Below are 17,144 nucleotides of genomic sequence, written 5' to 3' on the forward strand. Positions count from 1 at the left end.
GCCATGAAAGAAAAGTCCTCCGTTGAGGTCAGACTGGATAAATGGCTGTGGGCCGCGCGTTTTTATAAAACCCGCGCGCTGGCCCGCGAGATGATTGAAGGCGGTAAGGTGCATTACAACGGCCAGCGCAGTAAGCCGAGCAAAATCGTCGAGCTGAACGCAACCCTTACCCTGCGTCAGGGAAATGACGAACGGACGGTGATCGTTAAAGCCATCACCGAACAGCGCCGTCCGGCCAGCGAAGCCGTCGCTCTGTATGAAGAGACGGCGGAAAGCGTGGAAAAACGCGAAAAAATGGCGCAGGCGCGCAAGCTTAACGCCCTGACCATGCCGCATCCGGACAGGCGACCGGACAAGAAAGAGCGCCGCGACCTGTTACGATTTAAACACGGCGACAGCGAATAACTGTCACCCGCAAGAGAGATGATTATGCCGCAACATGACCAATTACATCGTTATCTGTTTGAAAACTTTGCCGTTCGCGGCGAGCTGGTGACCGTTTCGGAAACCTTGCAACAGATCCTCGACAATCATACCTACCCGCAGCCGGTGAAAACCGTACTGGCCGAACTGCTGGTCGCCACTAGCCTGCTGACCGCGACGCTGAAGTTTGCCGGTGACATTACGGTACAGCTCCAGGGCGACGGGCCGTTAAGCCTGGCGGTGATCAATGGCAATAATCAGCAGCAGATGCGCGGCGTGGCTCGCGTTCAGGGCGATATCCCTGACAATGCGGATCTCAAAACGCTGGTTGGCAACGGCTATCTGGTGATCACCATTACGCCGGAAGAGGGTGAACGCTATCAGGGCGTGGTGGGTCTGGAAGGCGATACTCTGGCGGCGTGCCTGGAAGATTACTTCCTGCGCTCCGAGCAGTTGCCGACGCGCCTGTTTATCCGTACCGGCGATGTCGACGGTAAACCGGCGGCAGGTGGAATGTTGCTTCAGGTGATGCCGGCACAGAACGCGCAGGCGGAGGATTTCGACCATCTGGCTATGTTGACGGAAACCATTAAAAGCGAAGAGCTGCTGACGTTACCGGCAAATGACGTGCTGTGGCGTTTGTATCACGAAGAAGAAGTCACGCTCTACGATCCGCAAGATGTTGAATTCAAATGCACCTGTTCACGCGAACGTTGCGCGGGCGCGCTGAAAACATTGCCGGATGAAGAAGTGGACAGCATTCTGGCGGAAGAAGGCGAAATCGATATGCACTGCGATTACTGCGGCAATCATTACCTGTTCAATGCGATGGATATCGCGGAGATCCGTAACAACGCCTCTCCTGCCGATCCACAGGTTCACTAATCGCCTCGTAGTCGGCAACGTCATTGCCTGATGGCGCTGCGCTTATCTGGCCTACAGCATCCCGCTCCGTAGGCCGGATAAGGCATTTATGCCGCCATCCGGCAAAAAGCTTACTCGTTGTAGTAATCCACATCCAACCGCTGACCATCAACAATGATATCGCGCCAGGCTTTGGGGGCTGAGTCTAACCGATGCCCGGCAATCGCGTGCAACAGTTGCGTCTTAGAAAACCCGTCCGGCAATCGGGCGAACGCTTTCTGCGTCCATTTCCCCTCTTTTAAGCCGTAGACCTGGCTCTCGGCAACAATAAAGTTATACAGCACCTGCTCAGGCTGACCGTCGCCGTTAAGATCCTGACTCACCAGCACGCAGGCATCCGGTTCAAGGCAGGAATCGTCCGAATAACTCTGCTCTTTGACAAACGCCCAAAATGCGGCATCCGGCTTCTGGCTACCGGGCGCAATCATCACCACCCGCGCTAAATCGTCCGCCGTCGGAGAGACCTTATTTCTCTGCAAAAACGTCATCAGTTTACGATTGCGCTTTCTGTTCTGCGTAAACGCCTCGTCATCCCGCAACGATTTCAGCGCTTCCTGGCCAGGTTTGCCGCTGTGATCCAGCATATACAGGCTGATCTGATCCGCAGTAATTTTACCGCTATGGTAACGCGCCATATGGCTGTTGACGCTAATACGCCAGACATCAAGTACAGGCGAGGCCAGCAACAGCAATATCACCAGCGTCAACAAAGAGACGCTCAGTATCACCTTGCCTTGCCACTCACCAGGGTCGCGTCCGCGGCGTAACAGACCGATCAGATAACCGAAGGACCATACCAGCAAGACAGACGCCGTCAGCGCGCCATACAGGCGATCCGGCGTCCAGCCGTATTGCTGAATACGTACCCATAACGCCCAGCCCGCCAGCAGCATATATATCGGGGCAACGCACAGCGAGGCGCTAATCATGCCGCGTAGTACGCGCGGATAGGGTAATACGCGCTTTTGCGGTTCGTTGACAATCGCCACGAGGAGCAGCAGCATCAGCGTCAGCGTGGATAGCAGCCCCGCAGCGGAAACACGCGCAGAAATCGCCTCCAGTCCGGTAAAGGGTAACGTCACAATAAACAGCAATGCCAGCAGCGACACCACTGGCAGTAAACCCGTCGCGATCAGCGTCAGCAGCTTTTGCACCGCCGCTACAAGGCGCGACTGCGTGCGGGCGAGAATGACCGCCAGCGCCGTAATCAGGCCGATGGTCACATAAATAAAGGCTTCAGTTTCAAAGAAAAGGATGCTGAAAAAGCGGATGCCCACCAGCCTGAATAGCGCGCTCCAGAGCAGAAGCACCAGCCAGAACAGTCCGTTAGCGACCAGGACGATAAACAATGTCAGTACGTTATGCCATAACCGCAGATAAAACTGGGGATAACGCGCCGAACCGGTTTGCGAATGTAGCTGATATTGCATCCAGGGTAATACCAGCATCGCCATCAACACAAGCCGGAGACCATACAGCCAGAGGAGCTCGGCCAGGCGCCATTTCTCCACCGCCTCAACCTGCCATTTCAGCCAGCCGCTCATTGCCAGCACGACCACAAAGGTCAGCCCCAGCCAGCCCCACAGCGCGCGCTGTTTAAAAGAGACCACGGTAAGCAATAGCATTGACGACAACGCTATCGTCGCAGGCATACCATAGAACAGCCAGTCGCTATTTTGTGGTACCAGCCAGGCCATCAGCAGGTAGCACAAAACGCCCTGCAGCAAACCGGTGAGCAACATACCCCAGCGAGTAGTACGTGAAAGCGCTACACTTTCCATGTCGTTATCCAGAATGATGAGAAAGTCGCATTATTGCATCATCTGTTCACCGCCAGGCGTCGTCATGCATAATTCAGAAAAAAACGCAGAGAGGTGAATCGATATTGTTAATGTTGGTGTTACGTAACTTTCTTACATGAATGCGATTACAGTCACATTATGTCGGTCAAAAACACTTCCTTTTAACGTTTTCAGAACATTTTCCACAACAAAAGTAGGTTTCCTGCCATAATAACCGCCGCTGCGTGACAGGAGTCACAGTGTTTTTCGTCAATCGTGATTTTGTCCAGATACGTAAATCTATGAGCCTTGTCGCGGTTAACCAACCTCAAAAAACCTTACTATTTTCGGTAATATATATTGGCTAAGGAGCAGTGATATGCGCGTTAACAATTTAACCCCGCAAGATCTCAAGGCTTATGGTATCAACGACGTCCAGGATATCGTTTACAATCCCAGCTACGACACCCTTTATCAGGAAGAACTTAATCCTGGTCTGGAAGGCTATGAGCGTGGCGTGTTAACTAACCTGGGCGCTGTTGCCGTTGATACCGGTATTTTTACCGGTCGTTCGCCTAAGGATAAGTATATTGTTCGCGACGACACCACGCGTGATACGCTGTGGTGGTCCGATAAGGGTAAAGGTAAAAACGATAATAAGCCGCTTTCCCAGGAAACCTGGCAACACCTGAAAGATCTGGTGACGCATCAGCTTTCCGGTAAACGCTTATTCATTGTTGATGCGTTCTGCGGCGCAAATGCCGATACGCGTCTTTCCGTGCGCTTTATTACGGAAGTCGCCTGGCAGGCCCACTTCGTTAAAAATATGTTCATTCGCCCAACGGACGAAGAGCTGGTAGGCTTCAAACCTGACTTTATTGTCATGAACGGCGCGAAGTGCACCAACCCGCAGTGGAAAGAGCAAGGGCTGAACTCGGAAAACTTTGTGGCGTTCAACCTGACTGAACGTATTCAGCTTATTGGCGGCACCTGGTACGGCGGCGAAATGAAAAAAGGGATGTTCTCGGTAATGAACTACCTGCTGCCGCTAAAAGGTATCGCCTCAATGCACTGTTCCGCCAACGTGGGTGAAAAAGGCGATGTCGCGGTCTTCTTCGGCCTTTCCGGTACCGGAAAAACCACTCTGTCCACCGACCCGAAACGTCGTCTGATTGGCGATGATGAGCACGGTTGGGATGACGACGGCGTGTTCAACTTTGAAGGCGGCTGCTACGCCAAAACCATCAAACTGTCGAAAGAAGCGGAGCCAGAAATTTATCATGCGATTCGCCGTGATGCGCTACTGGAAAACGTCACCGTGCGCGAAGACGGCACCGTAGATTTCGACGATGGTTCCAAAACCGAAAACACCCGCGTCTCTTACCCGATCTATCATATCGATAACATCGTTAAGCCCGTATCCAAAGCAGGTCACGCCACTAAGGTTATCTTCCTGACGGCGGATGCTTTCGGCGTGTTGCCGCCGGTTTCCCGTTTAACCGCTAACCAGACGCAGTACCACTTCCTGTCGGGTTTCACCGCTAAACTGGCCGGCACCGAACGCGGCGTCACCGAACCGACCCCCACCTTCTCCGCCTGCTTCGGCGCCGCGTTCCTGACGCTGCACCCGACGCAGTATGCTGAGGTGCTGGTGAAACGTATGCAGGCTGCGGGCGCGCAGGCTTATCTGGTTAACACCGGCTGGAATGGCACCGGCAAACGTATCTCCATCAAAGATACGCGCGCGATTATCGACGCCATTCTGAACGGTTCTCTTGATAACGCGGAAACCTTCCGTCTGCCGCTGTTCGATCTGGCGATCCCGACTGAACTGCCAGGCGTGGATACCCACATTCTCGACCCGCGTAACACTTACGCGTCGCCGGAACAATGGCAGGAAAAAGCCACCGCGCTGGCGAAACTGTTCATTGAGAACTTCGAGAAGTATACGGATACCCCGGCAGGCGAAGCGCTGGTTAGCGCCGGACCGAAGCTGTAAGGAACAGGCCGGATGGCGGCTTTGAACAGCGTCATCCAGCGTTGAGAAGAAAGGGAGGGTAATACCTCCCTTTCTTATGCCTCTTTTGTCGTTCCCTGGACGCGAGCCACAGGAACCGGTAGCCAGGCGCGAATCGACAATCCGCCACGCTCGCTGGTGCCAATCTCCAGCATCCCGTTATGGTTATCAATAATGCGCTGCACAATCGCCAGCCCCAGCCCTGTGCCACTGGTGCTACGGGCGCTGTCGCCACGCACAAAAGGCTGGAACAGATGTTTACGCTGCTCCGGCTTAATGCCCGGCCCGTCATCTTCTACCTGGAACCAGGCGCGATGCGACTCGGTGCCGCTGCTGACCTTAATCCAGCCGTTGCCATAGCGGGCAGCATTGACCACCATATTCGCCACCGCGCGCTTAATCGAGAGCGGGTGCATTTTCACCTGGATGCTGCCTGCCTGAAGCGCAGTGTTAATCTCACGCTCATAGCCGCTTTCCGCCGCAATCACCTCGCCCAGCACGGAATTGAGATCCGCCATCTCCATTGGCATTTCCTGACCGGTACGCAGATAGTCAATAAACTGTTCGATAATGGCGTTACACTCTTCGATGTCTTTATTGATCGACTCCGCGAGATAACCGTCTTCCTCGCCCATCATCTCCGTCGCCAGACGAATACGGGTCAGCGGCGTGCGCAAGTCGTGGCTGACGCCCGCCATCAATAGCGTACGGTCATCGGCCAATTGTTTCACGCCGGCTGCCATATGGTTAAACGCCCGGGTCACAGAGCGCACCTCAGAGGCGCCATATTCACGCAGCGGCGGCGGAATAATTCCCTTCCCTACCTGCAAAGCGGCATGTTCAAGATCCACTAACGGTCGATTCTGTATACGAATAAACAGCCACGCGCCACCTATCGCCAGGAGCATGATCGCCAGCGTGTAACGGAAAAGCGGAGAAAAATCGCCCTGATGAATCTCGGTCAGCGGCACGCGCACCCAGATATTGGGCGACAGCCAGGTTTTGAGCCACACGACGGGCGAGCTTTTGTTGACCTCAACGCGCACTTCCGTCGGGCCGCCTAATTGCTGCGCCATCTGGTGGCTTAAGAATTCGTAGTGTTGCGCCCAACGCAGCCCGGCCTCTTCAGCGGCTTCGTTGGTATAGAGAGAGATCCCCAGCTCGCGATAGATTTCCCGGCGAAACGCAGGCGGCACGACTAACTGCGTGCCGTCCTCCAGTTGCAGCTTATCGGTCATCAGCATACGGACTTCGTAAGCCAGAACCTTATTAAACTGCTGGAGGCTCGGCAAAATCGCGAAGTTCAGCACCACCAGGTAGGTCGTCACCAGGCTGACGAACAGCAAGGTGACGATGAGCAACAGCGTGCGGGCAAATGAACTTCGCGGCGAGAAGCGCATTCGCCTCATGCTTTAGAACCGTCCGGTACGAAGACGTAGCCCAGGCCCCATACGGTCTGAATATAACGCGGATGCGCCGGATCTTCTTCCACCATACGGCGCAGGCGGGAGATCTGGACGTCGATGGAGCGTTCCATCGCGGAATACTCGCGACCACGGGCCAGATTCATCAGCTTGTCGCGAGAGAGCGGCTCGCGCGGATGGCTGACTAACGCTTTCAGTACCGCAAACTCCCCGCTGGTCAGCGGCATCGGTTCATCTTCACGGAACATCTCGCGCGTACCGAGGTTCAGTTTAAACTTACCGAACGCGATAACGGCCTCTTCCTGCGACGGCGCGCCGGGCAGTTCGTTTGCCTGACGACGTAGCACGGCGCGAATACGCGCCAACAGCTCGCGCGGGTTAAACGGTTTAGGAATGTAGTCATCGGCGCCGATTTCCAGCCCGACGATACGGTCAACTTCTTCACCCTTCGCCGTGACCATAATGATCGGCATTGGATTACTTTGACTACGCAGGCGACGACAAATCGACAGACCATCTTCACCTGGCAGCATTAAATCCAGTACCATGAGATGGAAAGATTCACGGGTCAGCAGACGATCCATCTGCTCGGCGTTAGCGACGCTTCGAACCTGGAAGCCCTGCTCGGTCAGATAACGTTCCAGTAGCGCCCGCAGACGCATATCGTCATCAACCACCAGAATCTTATAATTCTCTTGCATTGTCTGTACTCCCAAAGGTTCGCAACAAATGTAAGTGTGTATTCTTAAAAAAGCTCACGTGAGTCACCAGCAAATTCTGGTATGAATTTCAGGCTAAATTGTTACAAAGCATATTTAACAGCAGCTTAAATATACAATTAATCGGCAACCCCATTATTTATTCTGTCGGGACGATCACGTTATACCCCGTGTGCGCAATATCGACAGCAAAGGTAAATCAACGAGATGAAAACGCCCCTGATCACCCGCGAAGGGTACGAAACACTCAAACAAGAGCTCAATTATCTCTGGCGTGAAGAGCGCCCGGAGGTCACCAAAAAAGTGACCTGGGCTGCGAGTCTGGGCGACCGCAGCGAGAATGCCGACTATCAGTATAATAAAAAGCGCCTGCGTGAGATCGACAGACGCGTCAGATATCTGACCAAATGCATGGAAAATCTCAAAATCGTGGATTATTCCCCGCAGCAGGAGGGCAAAGTCTTCTTCGGCGCCTGGGTGGAAATTGAAAACGATGACGGCGATACGCTGAAGTTCCGCATTGTCGGCTACGATGAAATTTTCGGACGTAAGGATTACATCTCTATCGACTCGCCGATGGCGCGGGCGCTACTGAAAAAAGAAGTGGGCGATCTGGCGGTGGTCAACACCCCTGTCGGCGAAGCAAACTGGTACGTCAATGCGATCGAATACGTCAAATAAGACAAGAAGAATCCTAAGCCCCTGCTGATGGCTGGCATTTTTGCCAGCCAATCCGTATAACTATCCCCTGATTTTTATCCTGAAGACGAAGCTAACCCATGATGAATGATTCTTTCTGCCGCATTATTGCGGGTGAAATCCAGGCAAATGCCGGGCAGGTTGAAGCTGCCGTTCGCCTGCTTGACGAAGGGAACACCGTGCCGTTTATCGCACGTTATCGTAAAGAAATCACCGGCGGTCTGGATGACACGCAGTTGCGTAACCTGGAAACGCGTCTGGGCTATCTGCGTGAGCTGGAAGACAGGCGTCAGGCCATTCTCAAGTCCATTTCCGAACAAGGCAAACTGACCGATGAGCTGGCTGGCGCCATCAACGCTACGTTAAGTAAGACCGAGCTCGAAGACCTCTACCTGCCCTATAAACCTAAACGCCGCACCCGTGGACAAATCGCCATTGAAGCCGGCCTTGAGCCGCTGGCCGATCTGCTCTGGAACGAGCCGTCCCACGATCCTGACGTGGAAGCGGCAAAGTACATTGATGGCGACAAAGGCGTGGCGGACACGAAAGCCGCGCTCGACGGCGCACGCTACATTCTGATGGAGCGCTTTGCCGAAGACGCCGCATTGCTGGCGAAAGTGCGTGATTACCTGTGGAAGAACGCCCATCTGGTCGCCACAGTCGTGAGCGGCAAAGAGGAAGAAGGGGCAAAATTCCGCGACTATTTCGACCATCATGAGCCCATTGCTAACGTCCCGTCTCACCGTGCGCTGGCCATGTTCCGTGGTCGTAACGAAGGCATTCTGCAACTTTCGCTCAATGCCGACCCACAGTTTGATGAGCCGCCGAAAGAGAGCTACTGCGAGCAGATCATCATGAACCATCTCGGCCTGCGGCTGAATAACGCCCCGTCGGATAGCTGGCGCAAAGGCGTAGTGAGCTGGACGTGGCGTATCAAAGTCTTAATGCACCTCGAAACCGAGCTGATGGGCACCGTGCGCGAACGTGCGGAAGACGAAGCGATTAACGTGTTTGCCCGTAACCTGCACGACCTGCTGATGGCAGCCCCCGCAGGCCTGCGTGCCACAATGGGCCTTGATCCTGGCCTGCGTACCGGCGTAAAAGTCGCTGTCGTTGACGGCACCGGTAAGCTGGTGGCGACGGATACCATTTATCCGCATACCGGTCAGGCGGCCAAAGCGGCTACCGTGATCGCCGCGCTGTGCGAAAAATACCACGTCGAACTGGTCGCGATTGGCAACGGTACGGCCTCGCGTGAAACCGAACGCTTCTATCTCGACGTACAGAAACAGTTCCCGAACGTGACGGCGCAGAAAGTGATCGTCAGCGAAGCGGGGGCGTCCGTGTATTCCGCTTCTGAGCTGGCGGCGCAGGAGTTTCCGGATCTCGACGTCTCCCTGCGCGGCGCGGTCTCTATCGCGCGTCGTCTACAGGATCCGCTGGCGGAACTGGTGAAAATCGATCCGAAATCCATCGGCGTCGGCCAATATCAACACGATGTCAGCCAGACCCAGTTGGCTCGTAAACTGGATGCGGTGGTCGAAGACTGCGTAAACGCCGTCGGCGTCGATTTGAATACCGCCTCCGTACCGCTGCTGACCCGCGTCGCAGGCTTAACGCGCATGATGGCGCAAAACATCGTCGCCTGGCGCGATGAGAACGGTCAGTTCCAGAACCGCCAGCAACTGTTGAAGGTGAGCCGTCTGGGGCCGAAAGCGTTTGAGCAGTGCGCGGGCTTCCTGCGTATTAACCACGGCGATAACCCGCTGGATGCGTCCACCGTCCACCCGGAAGCCTATCCGGTTGTCGAACGCATTCTGGCGGCGACGCAGCAAGCGCTAAAAGATCTGATGGGCAACAGCAACGAATTGCGTCACCTCAAGGCCGCTGATTTTACCGACGATAAATTCGGCGTGCCGACCGTGAGCGATATCATCAAAGAGCTGGAAAAACCGGGCCGCGACCCGCGTCCTGAATTTAAAACCGCGCAATTCGCCGATGGCGTCGAAACCATGAACGACCTGCTGCCGGGGATGATTCTGGAAGGGGCGGTCACTAACGTCACTAACTTCGGCGCGTTTGTCGATATCGGCGTTCATCAGGATGGCCTGGTGCATATCTCTTCCCTGTCGACTAAGTTCGTTGAAGATCCACACACCGTGGTGAAAGCGGGCGACATCGTGAAGGTGAAAGTGCTGGAAGTGGATCTGCAACGTAAGCGTATTGCGCTGACGATGCGTCTGGACGAACAGCCCGGCGAAACCGCCGCTCGCCGCGGCGGCGGCGCCGATCGCGCTCAGGGCAACCGCCCGGCATCAAAAGCGGCGAAACCGCGCGGTCGTGACGCCCAGCCAGCCGGTAACAGCGCCATGATGGACGCGCTGGCAGCGGCAATGGGAAAAAAACGCTAATCGGGTAATACGCAGGCCGGGTTACTTCTTATCCGGCCTGCGATTTTGCAATACGTCCAACCCTTTCTTTTTTAATTAACAATTAAATCTTACCCATTAGAATCTGTTAATTAATTTCCTTCTGCTACCCGCACTATTAATTATCACTTTATTAACAGATGAAACCTTAATTAAACATTAAAAACGGTGGATATTTGCACAATAGGGGTATTTGCAAAAAGACAAATAAATGTTGAGCCATATCAACATCGGCGCAAATTATCGCTTATTTGTACATTCCGTCACATTTTAATCGTTGAAGATAGAAACCATTCTCATTATCATTGTGTTGTTGATTATTTACTCTTTCCTTCGTTGGCTAAACATCGGGTCTCCTGCCGCCCCCCTGAGCGCCGCATGAGGTATACATCCAGTTAGTAAGAAACAAGTAGGTCGTATGCAATTCACTCCTGACACTGCGTGGAAAATCACCGGCTTTGCGCGTGAAATCAGCCCGGCGTATCGTCAAAAACTGCTTTCGCTCGGCATGTTGCCCGGCTCTTCATTTAATGTCGTCCGCGTCGCGCCCTTAGGCGATCCGATCCATATCGAAACACGACGCGTGAGTCTGGTTTTGCGTAAAAAGGATTTGGCGTTAATAGAAGTGGAAGCGGTTTCCTGTTAATACAGTGAGTCTATAAAAATGAAAAAATTAACCATTGGTTTAATTGGTAATCCTAATTCCGGCAAGACCACCTTATTTAACCAACTCACCGGCGCGCGTCAGCGCGTGGGGAACTGGGCGGGCGTCACCGTCGAGCGTAAAGAGGGCCAGTTCGCGACAACTGACCACCAGGTCACGCTGGTAGATTTACCCGGCACCTATTCTCTGACGACCATCTCGTCACAAACCTCTCTCGACGAACAGATCGCCTGCCACTACATCCTGAGCGGCGACGCCGACCTGTTGATAAACGTTGTGGACGCCTCCAATCTGGAGCGCAACCTCTATTTGACGCTGCAGCTGCTGGAGCTGGGTATCCCCTGTATTGTCGCGCTCAACATGCTGGATATCGCCGAAAAACAGCAGGTTCGTATTGATGTCGACGCTCTGTCCACGCGTCTGGGTTGCCCTGTCGTACCGCTGGTATCGACTCGCGGCCGCGGTATCGAGGCGCTGAAACTGGCCATTGACCGTCACAACGCTAACGACAACGTCGAACTGGTGCATTATGCCCAGCCGCTGCTGCGCGAAGCGGATTTCCTGGCCGACGCGATGGCCCAGGAGATGCCTTTACAACAGCGCCGCTGGCTGGGTCTGCAAATGCTGGAGGGCGATATCTACAGCCGGGCTTACGCAGGCGAGGCGGCGCAAAACCTGGACACCTCCCTGGCCCGTCTGAAGGACGAAATGGACGACCCGGCGCTGCATATCGCCGACGCCCGTTACCAGTGTATCGCCGCTATTTGCGACGTGGTCAGCAATACCCTGACAGCCGAACCCAGCCGCTTCACCAGGGCGGTCGATAAAATTATCCTGAACCGCTTCCTCGGCTTACCGATTTTTTTGTTCGTGATGTACCTGATGTTCCTGCTCGCCATTAACATCGGCGGCGCGTTGCAACCCCTGTTTGATGCCGGTTCCGTCGCCATCTTTATTCATGGCATTCAATGGATTGGCTACACGTTGCACTTCCCGGATTGGTTAACCATCTTCCTGGCGCAAGGTCTTGGCGGCGGGATCAATACCGTCCTGCCGCTGGTGCCGCAAATCGGGATGATGTACCTGTTCCTCTCCTTCCTTGAAGACTCCGGTTATATGGCGCGCGCGGCCTTCGTCATGGATCGCCTGATGCAGGCGCTGGGACTACCGGGTAAATCCTTCGTGCCGCTGATTGTCGGCTTCGGCTGTAATGTACCTTCCGTGATGGGCGCCCGCACGCTTGACGCTCCGCGCGAACGCCTGATGACCATCATGATGGCGCCGTTTATGTCCTGTGGCGCGCGCCTGGCGATTTTCGCCGTCTTTGCCGCCGCCTTCTTCGGGCAAAACGGCGCGCTGGCGGTCTTCTCGCTGTACGTGCTGGGTATTGTCATGGCGGTATTAACCGGCCTGATGCTGAAGCATACCATTATGCGCGGCGAAGCCTCTCCGTTTGTGATGGAGCTGCCGGTTTACCACGTCCCGCATATCAAGAGCCTGATCATCCAGACCTGGCAACGCCTGAAAGGTTTTGTACTACGCGCCGGTAAAGTCATTATCATCGTGAGTATTTTCCTGAGCGCGTTTAACAGTTTCTCGCTGAGCGGCAAAATCGTCGATAACATTAATGACTCCGCCCTCGCCTCCGTAAGCCGCGTCATCACGCCAGTCTTTAAACCGATCGGCGTCCATGAGGATAACTGGCAAGCTACCGTGGGTCTGTTTACGGGCGCCATGGCAAAAGAGGTTGTCGTCGGTACGCTGAACACGCTCTACACCGCCGAAAATATTCAGGACGAAGCGTTTAATCCTGCCGATTTTCACCTCGGCGATGAACTGCTGGGCGCGGTTGACGATACCTGGCAAAGCCTGAAAGACACCTTTAGCCTGAGCGTACTGGCTAACCCGATCGAAGCGAGTAAAGGCGACGGCGAAATGGCGACCGGCGCGATGGGCGTGATGGATCAAAAATTCGGCAGCGCCGCGGCGGCGTACAGTTACCTGATTTTCGTCCTGCTTTACGTACCGTGTATCTCGGTAATGGGCGCTATCGCCCGCGAGTCCAGCCGCGGCTGGATGGGCTTCTCCATCCTGTGGGGGCTGAATATCGCCTATTCGCTCGCCACGCTGTTCTACCAGGTTACCAGCTTCAGTCAACACCCGACGTACAGCCTGATCTGTATTCTGGCAGTGATCGTCTTTAACGTTGTGGTGTTAAGCCTGTTGCGCCGCGCCCGCAGCCGTGTAGACATTGAACTGCTGGCAACCCACAAAAACGTCAGTTCCTGTTGTTCGGGCACTGCGGGCAATTGTCACTAAGGGATGTAAAAAATGGCTTCATTGATACAGGTTCGCGATCTACTGGCGCTGCGGGGGCGTATGGAGGCAACGCAAATCAGCCATACGCTGCACGCTCCGCAGCCCATGATCGACGCCATGCTGAATCAACTGGAGATCATGGGTAAAGCGGTACGTATCCCGGAAGAACCGGACGGCTGCCTTTCAGGCAGCTGTAAAAGTTGTCCGGAAGGTAAAGCCTGCCTGCGCGAATGGTGGGCCTTGCGTTAGCCTTCGCCGGGTAGCGACGTAACGCGTCTTATCCGGCCTTTATCCCGCGTTATGTTGCCCGGTACGCGTCACGCTGCCGGGCAATTTTGCGTCATGCCTTCCACAAAGATGAAAGCGTTACCGCCGTGCGCATTTATCTCCCCACGCACCTCGCAAGCGCACTAATCCTCTACTGCAATCAGCCCGGTCTGCGCGTAGTGTCACGCCATTGAACTTCACCGATGACGGATCGATATGGCGACCTCAACAACATCCACGCCGCATGACGCGGTATTCAAACAGTTTCTATGCCACCCCGATACTGCACGGGATTTTTTGGAAATTCATCTCCCGACGACATTACGTCAAATCTGTAATCTGAATACGTTACGGCTGGAGTCCGGTAGCTTTATTGAAGAGGATTTACGCCCCCATTATTCCGATATTCTTTGGTCGCTGGAAACAAGTGAAGGTGAAGGTTACATTTACGTGGTTATTGAACATCAGAGTACGCCGGACGCGCATATGGCATTTCGGCTGATGCGTTACGCAATGGCTGCAATGCAACGGCACCTGGAGGCCGGGCATAAGACGTTGCCGTTAGTGGTGCCAATGCTGTTTTATCACGGAAACCGCAGCCCGTATCCGTTCTCATTATGCTGGCTGGATGAATTTGCCGACCCGGTGATGGCGCGTAAGCTATACGCCACCGCCTTTCCTCTGGTCGATATTACGGTCGTGCCGGACGACGAGATTATGCGGCACCGACGGGTCGCGCTGCTGGAACTCATACAAAAACACATCCGCCAGCGCGATCTGATGGGGCTTGTCGAACAGCTGGTCGCCCTGCTGGTTAAGGGATACGCTAATGACACCCAGCTTCAAAGTTTGTTTAATTACATGATGCACACTGGCGACGCCGCGCGCTTCAATACGTTTATCCGCCAGGTGGCTATGCGTATCCCACAGCATAAGGAGAAGATCATGACTATCGCAGACAGATTACGTCAGGAAGGACATCGTAACGGGTTACAGCAAGGCAAGCAGGAAGGCCAACGGCTCGCCGCATTGCGCATTGCCCGCTCCATGCTAAACGATGGTTTCGATCGCGATACCGTGCTTAGGGTTACCGGGCTGGCGCCTGCCGATCTGGCGTCTGAAAGTCATTAATCTTGCAGAATGGTCCGGGCCCGGCAACGCCCTGGTTACAGCGATGATTTTAGCGTCATCAGCGCCTGACAAAACGCCGCCGGATGCGAGATAAACGGCGCATGTGCCGCCTTCGCCATTATCTGTGATGTACTGTGCGGCCATAACGTATCGAGCAAAGGCGCGATTTTACGCGGCACCAGACCGTCCAGATAACCATACAAACGCAAAAACGGCATGTTCACATTTTTAAGCGCTTCTCGTAGATCGACCGTTTTTAAGATTTCCAGTCCGCCATTGAGCACGTCTACATCCGGCATAGGCTGCGCCAGCACCACGCTTTTTAAGGTGCGGGCATCCTGACGCGCCGTCTCCGTCCCTAACGTTTGCAGCGCCAGAAAACGCTCCACCGTGCGCTGAAAATCGTCGCTAAGCTGCTGCTGGAATCCGCCGAGGATTTCTGGTTTTATTCCCGGCCACCCCTCACGCGCGCTAAAGCATGGCGAAGAGGCGACTGTCACCAGCGCCTGGACGCGTTCAGGGTGGGTGAGCGCCATCTGACTCGCCACCAGGCCACCCAGGCTCCAGCCAAGCCAGATAGCCTGGTCCGGCGCGTTTTTCGCTACCTGCGCCGTCATCTCTTCAAGCGTCATGGCGCCAAACCCCGAGCTGCGACCATAGCCCGGCAAGTCGACCAGATGCAGCGTAAAATGCGAGCCGAGTTCCTCGCGAATGCAATGCCATACCTCCGCGTTCAATCCCCATCCGTGCAGCAGCACAAGATGACAATTTCCCTCGCCGTAGGTCTGCCACCAGATGTCATTCATCAGTTACTGTTCTCTTTTGTCTAACAAGGATGCACCTATGCTAACAGTACCGGGATTATGCTGGCTATGCCGAATGCCGCTGGCGTTAAGCCACTGGGGGATTTGTTCCGTATGCGCGCGCGCCGTCCGCCAGCGCGTCAGCCTGTGTCCGCAATGTGGATTACCTGCCGCGCATCCTTCGCTCCCCTGCGGTCGCTGCCTGCAAAAACCTCCGCCCTGGCAGCGTCTGGTGAGCGTCAGTGACTATACGCCGCCCTTGAGTTTACTGGTGCATCAGCTTAAATTTACCCGCCGCAGCGAAATTGCCGCCGCTCTGGCGCGTCTACTGTTGCAGGAAGTCCTCATGGCGCGCCGCAGCACTGGCTTGCAGCTTCCCGACAGAATCGTCAGCGTTCCGCTCTGGTCGCGCCGACACTGGCGGCGGGGGTTTAACCAAAGCGATCTGTTATGCCAACCGTTAGCGCACTGGCTGGGCTGCGCGTGGGACAGCCAGACCATCACGCGGGTACGGGCGACCGCAACACAACATCATCTCAGCGCCAGGTTACGTAAGCGCAATTTGAAAAACGCGTTTCGCCTTGAATTGCCGGTACAGGGTCTCCATATGGTTATTGTGGATGATGTCGTCACTACCGGAAGTACCGTCGCGGAAATCGCGCAACTGCTTTTGCGCAACGGCGCAGCGACTGTCCAGGTATGGTGCCTGTGTCGAACCTTGTAGAGCCTCGATGATGGGCGTATTATAACCAACTAAAATAGTCAACTATTAGGCCATTACTATGATCCGTATTTCCGATGCTGCACAAGCGCACTTTGCCAAACTGCTGGCAAATCAGGAAGAAGGGACGCAAATCCGCGTATTTGTCATTAATCCCGGCACTCCTAACGCAGAGTGCGGTGTTTCTTATTGTCCGCCCGACGCCGTAGAAGCCACCGATACTGCACTGAAATTTGACCTGTTGACCGCTTATGTCGATGAACTGAGCGCGCCCTATCTGGAAGACGCGGAAATTGATTTCGTGACCGACCAGCTAGGTTCTCAACTTACATTGAAAGCGCCAAACGCGAAGATGCGCAAAGTGGCCGATGACGCGCCGCTGATGGAGCGCGTGGAATATGCTCTGCAATCGCAGATTAACCCGCAGTTGGCGGGCCACGGCGGTCGCGTCTCGCTGATGGAAATTACCGATGAAGGCTATGCAATTCTGCAGTTTGGCGGCGGTTGTAACGGTTGCTCGATGGTTGACGTCACGCTGAAAGAAGGGATCGAGAAACAGTTGCTGAATGAATTCCCGGAACTGAAAGGGGTTCGCGATCTGACCGAACACCAGCGCGGCGAGCACTCCTACTACTAAGATTTTCCCCGCATCCATGCCCGATGGCGCTTGCGCCTGTCGGGCCTTGTCTGCCCCACCGTAGGCCGAATAAGGCGTCTACGCCGCCATCCGGCGCTATCAACCACATCTCATAACAATGGCCCTTCTTCTTTCGCCGATAACATGACCTGTGTCTCATAATTTAAATTTTGCCTGCCAGGGTCA

The 17,144-nt window shown here is 54.7% G+C and carries 15 protein-coding genes; 11 read left to right on the forward strand and 4 right to left on the reverse strand.

The features are described from left to right. Positions 1-3 precede the first annotated feature (3 nt). Both hslR and hslO read left to right on the forward strand, forming a co-directional pair. Positions 4-405, forward strand: coding sequence for a ribosome-associated heat shock protein Hsp15 (hslR, locus tag ACH0VJ_RS12190; RefSeq protein ID WP_000660721.1), 402 nt, complete (start codon positions 4-6; stop codon positions 403-405). Between the two features lie 24 nt (positions 406-429). After that, the gene (gene hslO / locus ACH0VJ_RS12195; protein WP_001135571.1) at positions 430-1,308 is read left to right on the forward strand and encodes an Hsp33 family molecular chaperone HslO; all 879 of its coding nucleotides are present in this window, start codon (positions 430-432) and stop codon (positions 1,306-1,308) included. Between the two features lie 110 nt (positions 1,309-1,418). Here hslO and ACH0VJ_RS12200 read toward each other — a convergent pair whose 3' ends face one another. Beyond that, positions 1,419-3,128: a DUF4153 domain-containing protein gene (locus tag ACH0VJ_RS12200; RefSeq protein ID WP_000446449.1), complete on the reverse strand. Its 1,710-nt coding sequence runs from the start codon at positions 3,126-3,128 to the stop codon at positions 1,419-1,421. Between the two features lie 379 nt (positions 3,129-3,507). Here ACH0VJ_RS12200 and pckA point away from each other — a divergent pair, with 379 nt between their 5' ends. Further along, positions 3,508-5,127: a phosphoenolpyruvate carboxykinase (ATP) gene (gene pckA / locus ACH0VJ_RS12205; RefSeq protein WP_001265685.1), complete on the forward strand. Its 1,620-nt coding sequence runs from the start codon at positions 3,508-3,510 to the stop codon at positions 5,125-5,127. A 74-nt stretch (positions 5,128-5,201) separates the two neighbouring features. On the opposite strand, the gene envZ is transcribed toward pckA, so the two are convergent. Together envZ and ompR are read right to left on the reverse strand one after the other, a co-directional pair. Next, positions 5,202-6,554, reverse strand: a complete 1,353-nt coding sequence (envZ, locus tag ACH0VJ_RS12210; RefSeq protein ID WP_001253818.1) for a two-component system sensor histidine kinase EnvZ — start codon at positions 6,552-6,554, stop codon at positions 5,202-5,204. Continuing rightward, entirely contained in the window at positions 6,551-7,270 is a 720-nt protein-coding gene (gene ompR, locus ACH0VJ_RS12215; protein WP_001157751.1) for a two-component system response regulator OmpR, read from the reverse strand. Before ompR ends, envZ begins: the two co-directional genes overlap by 4 nt. A gap of 225 nt (positions 7,271-7,495) precedes the next feature. Between ompR and greB the strand changes: the two genes are divergently transcribed. From greB to ACH0VJ_RS12245, 6 genes are all read left to right on the forward strand, one after another. Next, on the forward strand, positions 7,496-7,969 hold the full coding sequence (greB, locus tag ACH0VJ_RS12220; protein WP_000856695.1) for a transcription elongation factor GreB: 474 nt from the start codon (positions 7,496-7,498) through the stop codon (positions 7,967-7,969). A 98-nt stretch (positions 7,970-8,067) separates the two neighbouring features. Beyond that, positions 8,068-10,398 carry a Tex family protein gene (locus ACH0VJ_RS12225; protein WP_000980665.1) on the forward strand — a complete coding sequence of 777 codons (2,331 nt, stop codon included), beginning with the start codon at positions 8,068-8,070 and terminating at the stop codon, positions 10,396-10,398. A gap of 436 nt (positions 10,399-10,834) precedes the next feature. After that, a complete protein-coding gene (gene feoA, locus ACH0VJ_RS12230; RefSeq protein ID WP_001160955.1) occupies positions 10,835-11,062 on the forward strand; it encodes a ferrous iron transporter A in 228 nt (75 codons plus the stop codon). An 18-nt stretch (positions 11,063-11,080) separates the two neighbouring features. Further along, positions 11,081-13,399 (forward strand): Fe(2+) transporter permease subunit FeoB, encoded by a 2,319-nt coding sequence (feoB, locus tag ACH0VJ_RS12235; protein WP_000736972.1) that lies wholly within the window; start codon positions 11,081-11,083, stop codon positions 13,397-13,399. A gap of 12 nt (positions 13,400-13,411) precedes the next feature. Continuing rightward, entirely contained in the window at positions 13,412-13,648 is a 237-nt protein-coding gene (gene feoC, locus ACH0VJ_RS12240) for a [Fe-S]-dependent transcriptional repressor FeoC (protein WP_000157589.1), read from the forward strand. Positions 13,649-13,882: 234 nt separating this feature from the next. Then, positions 13,883-14,797 carry an Rpn family recombination-promoting nuclease/putative transposase gene (locus tag ACH0VJ_RS12245; RefSeq protein WP_000235955.1) on the forward strand — a complete coding sequence of 305 codons (915 nt, stop codon included), beginning with the start codon at positions 13,883-13,885 and terminating at the stop codon, positions 14,795-14,797. A 35-nt stretch (positions 14,798-14,832) separates the two neighbouring features. Here the strand turns inward: ACH0VJ_RS12245 and bioH are convergent, their stop codons facing one another. Next, positions 14,833-15,603: a pimeloyl-ACP methyl ester esterase BioH gene (bioH, locus tag ACH0VJ_RS12250; RefSeq protein WP_000998143.1), complete on the reverse strand. Its 771-nt coding sequence runs from the start codon at positions 15,601-15,603 to the stop codon at positions 14,833-14,835. A 37-nt stretch (positions 15,604-15,640) separates the two neighbouring features. Here bioH and gntX point away from each other — a divergent pair, with 37 nt between their 5' ends. Together gntX and nfuA are read left to right on the forward strand one after the other, a co-directional pair. Further along, complete coding sequence (gntX, locus tag ACH0VJ_RS12255; protein ID WP_000958732.1) at positions 15,641-16,324, forward strand: DNA utilization protein GntX; 684 nt, start codon at positions 15,641-15,643, stop codon at positions 16,322-16,324. 58 nt (positions 16,325-16,382) lie between these two features. After that, positions 16,383-16,958, forward strand: coding sequence for a Fe-S biogenesis protein NfuA (gene nfuA, locus ACH0VJ_RS12260; RefSeq protein WP_000619387.1), 576 nt, complete (start codon positions 16,383-16,385; stop codon positions 16,956-16,958). The last annotated feature ends 186 nt before the right edge of the window (positions 16,959-17,144 follow it).

This window comes from Salmonella sp. 2020_1459, assembly GCF_043847915.1.
GTDB classification, from domain to species: domain Bacteria; phylum Pseudomonadota; class Gammaproteobacteria; order Enterobacterales; family Enterobacteriaceae; genus Salmonella; species Salmonella enterica.

What these genes read in the sequence shown, in the direction of transcription:
- ACH0VJ_RS12245 (WP_000235955.1), top strand. Translation starts at nt 13,883, where the DNA reads ATGGCGACCTCAACAACATCCACGCCGCATGACGCGGTATTCAAACAG.
- envZ (WP_001253818.1), bottom strand. Translation starts at nt 6,554, where the DNA reads ATGAGGCGAATGCGCTTCTCGCCGCGAAGTTCATTTGCCCGCACGCTG.
- feoB (WP_000736972.1), top strand. Translation starts at nt 11,081, where the DNA reads ATGAAAAAATTAACCATTGGTTTAATTGGTAATCCTAATTCCGGCAAG.
- gntX (WP_000958732.1), top strand. Translation starts at nt 15,641, where the DNA reads ATGCTAACAGTACCGGGATTATGCTGGCTATGCCGAATGCCGCTGGCG.
- pckA (WP_001265685.1), top strand. Translation starts at nt 3,508, where the DNA reads ATGCGCGTTAACAATTTAACCCCGCAAGATCTCAAGGCTTATGGTATC.
- nfuA (WP_000619387.1), top strand. Translation starts at nt 16,383, where the DNA reads ATGATCCGTATTTCCGATGCTGCACAAGCGCACTTTGCCAAACTGCTG.
- hslO (WP_001135571.1), top strand. Translation starts at nt 430, where the DNA reads ATGCCGCAACATGACCAATTACATCGTTATCTGTTTGAAAACTTTGCC.
- hslR (WP_000660721.1), top strand. Translation starts at nt 4, where the DNA reads ATGAAAGAAAAGTCCTCCGTTGAGGTCAGACTGGATAAATGGCTGTGG.
- ACH0VJ_RS12225 (WP_000980665.1), top strand. Translation starts at nt 8,068, where the DNA reads ATGATGAATGATTCTTTCTGCCGCATTATTGCGGGTGAAATCCAGGCA.
- feoA (WP_001160955.1), top strand. Translation starts at nt 10,835, where the DNA reads ATGCAATTCACTCCTGACACTGCGTGGAAAATCACCGGCTTTGCGCGT.
- bioH (WP_000998143.1), bottom strand. Translation starts at nt 15,603, where the DNA reads ATGAATGACATCTGGTGGCAGACCTACGGCGAGGGAAATTGTCATCTT.
- greB (WP_000856695.1), top strand. Translation starts at nt 7,496, where the DNA reads ATGAAAACGCCCCTGATCACCCGCGAAGGGTACGAAACACTCAAACAA.
- feoC (WP_000157589.1), top strand. Translation starts at nt 13,412, where the DNA reads ATGGCTTCATTGATACAGGTTCGCGATCTACTGGCGCTGCGGGGGCGT.
- ompR (WP_001157751.1), bottom strand. Translation starts at nt 7,270, where the DNA reads ATGCAAGAGAATTATAAGATTCTGGTGGTTGATGACGATATGCGTCTG.
- ACH0VJ_RS12200 (WP_000446449.1), bottom strand. Translation starts at nt 3,128, where the DNA reads ATGGAAAGTGTAGCGCTTTCACGTACTACTCGCTGGGGTATGTTGCTC.